The 2,253-nt window shown below is 74.9% G+C and carries 3 protein-coding genes; 1 reads left to right on the top strand and 2 read right to left on the bottom strand.

Translation table 11 applies throughout. The features are described 5' to 3' along the window. On the top strand, positions 1-275 hold a 275-nt coding region (locus DZG00_RS14685; protein WP_147360035.1), incomplete at its 5' end, for an iron chelate uptake ABC transporter family permease subunit. A 19-nt stretch (positions 276-294) separates the two neighbouring features. Here DZG00_RS14685 and DZG00_RS14680 read toward each other — a convergent pair. Together DZG00_RS14680 and DZG00_RS14675 are read right to left on the bottom strand one after the other, a co-directional pair. Beyond that, positions 295-957, bottom strand: coding sequence for a pentapeptide repeat-containing protein (locus DZG00_RS14680; protein WP_119381666.1), 663 nt, complete (start codon positions 955-957; stop codon positions 295-297). A gap of 140 nt (positions 958-1,097) precedes the next feature. Continuing rightward, the coding region (locus DZG00_RS14675; RefSeq protein ID WP_147360034.1) for a sialate O-acetylesterase at positions 1,098-2,253 on the bottom strand (1,156 nt) is incomplete at its 5' end.

Raw genomic sequence — 2,253 nt, 5'->3', positions numbered from 1 at the left:
CCGCGGTCGGCGTCGCGGCCGTGGGTCCGGTGGGGTTCGTCGCGCTCGCCGCCCCGCACCTCGCCCGCCGCCTGATGCCCGGGAGTCGCGGCCGCATGGCCCCCGCGATCGTGGTCGGGGCGCTGCTGCTGAGCGTCGCCGACCTCGTGGCCGGGCGCCTGCTCAGCCCGTTCCAGATCCCCGTCGGGCTCGCGACCTCCGCGCTCGGCGGCCTCTACCTGCTGTGGCTGCTCGCGGCGCCGGACACGTCCCGCCGGGCGGCCTCGGGCGGATGATCCGCCGGGCGGCCTGTCCTCAGTCCTCCACGCGCACGCGGAAGTGCCGCGCGAAGACCGGGCCGAGCGCCATGAGCTGGTTCGAGTCGAGCACGGCGCCGCGGAGGCCGTCGGGGGTGTCGAGGTCCATGATCTCGGCGCCGCGGAGGTCGAGGTGCGTGAGGCTCGAGTCGCCGAGGTCGAGCGTGCCGATGGTGGTGCGTGCGAACGCGATGCGCATCCCGGCGGCGCCGCGGAGGTCGAGCTCCTCGATGGCGCAGTCGGTGATGAGGAGGTCGGTGATCTTCGAGCCGCGCAGGTTCACGAACCCGAGCCGGCAGTCGGTGATGTGCACCGAGGAGAGCGTGGCGTCGTAGAGCTCGGCGGATCCGACGCGGGAGCCCTCGAGGCGCACGTCGCGCATCCGGATCCGGGGCGCTTTCAGCACGGGCGCGTCGAGCCGCGACGCGAGCACGTCCACGAGGCTCGCGGCCGTGAGGTCGGCCTCGTGCAGGCGGATCCGCTCGAGCGCGCACTCCTCGAACCCGATGTCGACGAGGTCGGCGTCCGAGAGGTCGGCGTCGGCGAAGCGCAGCCGCTCGAAGCTGGCGTGCGCGTCGAGGTCCGACGGGTCGCCGTCGGCCAGGCCGTCGAGCCGCGGCTCGCTGATCCGCGGCGGCAGGATGCGGGTGGATGCGGCCATGCGGACCTCCGGTGGCGGGTGGGCACCGTCGGTGGACGGCGCCCACCACGGTACGGGAGACCCCCGCGGGAGCCCCGGTCGCGCGACACCGGAGGACCGACGCGGGCGGACCCACGCGGGTCAGGCGCGACCCGCGGAGGTCACCGCCCTGTCTGCCGGAGGTACGCCGCGTAGAAGCCCGCGCCCATCAGCCGGGCGCCCGCCGCGTCGTAGTGGATGGAGTCCTCCCCCTCGTTCGCGTGCCCCGAGACGCCCGGGACGTACGCGACCTCGGGTCGCAGCGTCGCCAGGCCGCGGTGCACGGCGTCGATGTCCTGCCGCGCGCCGTTCGACCCGATCCACTCGGGGACCATGCCGCCGACCAGGAACGGCACGGATCCGTAGCGCGTGGCGAGTCCGGCCTCGAGCTCGAGGAGGCGGTCGGCGTACTTCGCCTTCGCCGCCGTCCGCCCCGCGGCGGTGGGCTCGGAGGAGATCGCGTGCGCGTCCGACTCGCCCTGCGCCCAGATGATCGCGACCAGGCGGTTGTCCGGATCCAGCGCCAGCGCGTTGTCGATCTGCGTGGTCGCGTTCGCGTAGAGGTTCGTGAGGCCGGCCTCGACCGATCCCCGATCCGGGGTCGGATCCCACGTGAACCTCTGCACGGCGTCCGTCCGCGTCAGCGAGGTGCTGCCCTGCGCCGCGGGGACGAGGAGCACGCGCCGGCCGGGCGTCTCGTCGGCGAGGAGGGCGCGACCGAAGGTCATGCCGGGTCCGACGAGCCTCGCGTGATCCGTCATCCGCCAGGTGGTGACGTGCTTGAGGCTGTCCTCGGCGGGGACGACGCGGCCCCAGTCCGCGTCCTGCCAGTCGCCGACCAGCTGGTCGACACCGTCCTGGGTCACGTCGATGGCCGGGTCGTAGCCGAAGCCGCCGCCCTGCGCGTTCGACTGCCCGAGGATCGCGACGACGTCGTGGCCCACGCCGTCGGCGGCGCCGGCGACGGCCGTCACGCGGGCGGTCGCCGTCGCGGTGGACCGGTGGACGTCCGGCCACCCGGACCAGCTGCCCGAGACGGTGACGGTGATCCTCTTGCCGAGCGCCTGCTCGTCGAGCCGCAGCGTCGGGCCGGTCTGGCCCGGCTGCGTCACGTCGTCGAGGTACCAGCGGTAGCGGAGCGGGGTGGATGTGGTGGTCCAGTCGCCGGGCAGGGCGCGGACGGCGCTGCCCACGGTCAGCTGGCCGACGATGCGGGGCGCGGTCGTGGTGGGCGCGACGGGAGGCGCGGGCGCCGTCGTCGGCGTCGGCGTCGGGGCG

It is taken from the genome of Clavibacter lycopersici, assembly GCF_003576405.1.
Classification (GTDB): Bacteria; Actinomycetota; Actinomycetes; order Actinomycetales; family Microbacteriaceae; genus Clavibacter; species Clavibacter lycopersici.
The sequence above is the reverse complement of the archived record's forward strand: the minus strand, read 5'-3'. Positions and strand labels throughout refer to the sequence as shown.

Coding starts and splice junctions, on each gene's coding strand:
- DZG00_RS14680 (WP_119381666.1), bottom strand. CDS start 957: ATGGCCGCATCCACCCGCATCCTGCCGCCGCGGATCAGCGAGCCGCGG.